This window comes from uncultured Limnohabitans sp. (assembly GCF_937889215.1).
Taxonomy (GTDB): domain Bacteria; phylum Pseudomonadota; class Gammaproteobacteria; order Burkholderiales; family Burkholderiaceae_C; genus Limnohabitans_A.
In genome coordinates, this window is the sequence record NZ_CALBEX010000604.1 from 1 (window position 1) to 2022 (window position 2022).

The following is a 2022-nucleotide window of genomic DNA, read 5'->3' on the forward strand; positions in this document are numbered from 1 at the left end:
CCCCACGCTGCAGCACCTGCGGCATCTGCTCGGCCGTCATGCCGGGGCCGTCGTCTTCGATCTCCACCCGAAGCATGGCGGGCGACCCGCCAGGCGTTCCCTCTCGTGCCCCATCCGGCGCCTCGCTGTGCACGGCCATCACGCGAAGGGTGACTGCGCTGTGCGCCCATTGGCAGGCGTTGTCCAGCACATTGCCCAGCATTTCCTGCAGGTCTTGCGCCTCACCGGCAAACTGCACGCGTTCATCTGCCTCCTCCAGCGTGATGGCCAGCTCACGCTTGGCGTGCACGCGCTGCATCACGCGCACCAGGCCTTGCAGCGTGTGGACCACAGGCACCCGCTGACCGGGTACGCCGTTGGCCGCGGCCATGCGCGAGCGGGCCAGGTGCCAGTCGATGTGCCGCCGGGCCAGTTGCACCTGTTCGCGCACCAACGGGGCCAGGCCTGCCGTGTCGGTTTGGCGCGAAGCCTGGTCCAGTACGGTGAGCGGGGTTTTCAGGGCATGGGCCAGGTTGCCCGCTTGGGTGCGTGCGCGGCCCACCACCTCATCGTTGCGCGACAACACGCTGTTGAAGTTGTCCACCAGCGGCTGCACTTCGCTCGGAAAGTCGCCGCTCAGGCGGGGCGAGCGGCCTTCGCGCAAGTTCTGTAAACCCTGCTGCAAAGCCAGCAAAGGCCGCAAACCCACAGCCACTTGCGCCCAGGCCGCCGCCAGCAGCGCCAGCAGCAACGCCAGCAGCGATGCGGCCAAAACCCGCTGAAAACCGGCCACCGCCTCGTGTGTGTCTTTCAGGTCGGCCGCCACGCTCAAGCGCCAGCGCTCACGCGCATCGGTGCGCACCGTGCGCTCCAGCACGCGCAAACGGCTGTCGCCAGGGCCGGGCAATTCGTGGGTGTGGATTTCACTGTCGCGCAGTGCATCGGCGGGCAGGGCCAGCCGTGTGTCCCACAAGGAGCGTGAACGCAACACGCCAGGCTTGGCGGGCGTGTCGGAGACATCGTCCAACTGCCAATACAAACCCGAGTAAGGGCGTTGCCAGCGCGGGTCAGACAAGGTCTGCGCATCGATCAGGGGCTGGCCTTGCGCATCAAAGGACAAGCGGGCCGTCAACTGGTCGAGCTGCTGGGTGAGGCCTTTTTCGAACTGGCGCATCACATGGTCGTGGAACAAACCATTGAGCACCACGCCCGCCAGCACCAAGGCCAGCGTTAAGCCCAGCAGCGTGGCCGCCAGCAGCCGAAACCGCAGCGAGGCTTTGAGGCTGTGCCAATGCCAATGCCAATGCCACGGCCCCAAGCGGCTCATGACGCCACCAGCCGATAACCCAGGCCACGCACGGTCTCGATCGTCAGCGCGGGCAGCTTCTTGCGCAGCCGCCCCACAAACACCTCGATGGTGTTGGAGTCGCGCTCAAAGTCTTGGGCATAAATGTGGGCGATCAGCGCACTGCGCGAGACCACCGCGTCGGGGCGGTGCATCAGGTAGTCCAGCACTTTGTATTCGTGGCTGGTCAGTGGCACGGTCTGGCCCTGCATGGACACGCGCCCGCTGCGGGTGTCCAGCGCCACATCGCCCAGCCGCAGCACCGCAGAGGCCACCCCGTTGGCCCGCCGGTTCAGGGCGCGCAAGCGGGCCAGCAACTCTTCCATGTGAAAAGGCTTGGTCAAATAATCGTCGGCTCCAGCGTCGATGCCCGCTACCTTGTCGTGCCAGTTGTCACGCGCCGTCAAAATCAGCACCGGCATGCTGCGCCCTTGCTCGCGCCAACGCTGCAGCACCGTCAGGCCATCCATCAGCGGCAGGCCCAGATCCAGCACCACGGCATCAAAGTCTTCGGTCTCGCCCATGAAGTGGGCGTCGCGCCCGTTGTGGGTCTGCTCCACCACATGCCCGGCCTCGGCTAGGCCCACCCGCAACTGCTCGCGCAAGGTGGCTTCGTCTTCAACCAGCAAAATCCTCATGGGTGTGTTCTCAACGTGTTTTGCGCTTCAAGATGCTGCCTGAGCGGGCATCGATCTTGA

At 65.5% G+C, this 2022-nt stretch carries 2 protein-coding genes; both read right to left on the bottom strand.

Going from position 1 to position 2022, the window contains the following annotated elements:
* Positions 1-1306 (bottom strand): ATP-binding protein (locus Q0341_RS15120; protein WP_299515047.1); only part of this gene is annotated, 1306 nt, incomplete at its 3' end.
* Entirely contained in the window at positions 1303-1962 is a 660-nt protein-coding gene (locus Q0341_RS15125; protein ID WP_299515050.1) for a response regulator transcription factor, read from the bottom strand. The genes Q0341_RS15120 and Q0341_RS15125, both read right to left, overlap by 4 nt.
* Between the last annotated feature and the right edge of the window lie 60 nt (positions 1963-2022).

Bases quoted from the DNA above. Each gene is read 5' to 3' on its own strand.
- Q0341_RS15125 (WP_299515050.1), bottom strand. From the start codon at position 1,962: ATGAGGATTTTGCTGGTTGAAGACGAAGCCACCTTGCGCGAGCAGTTG.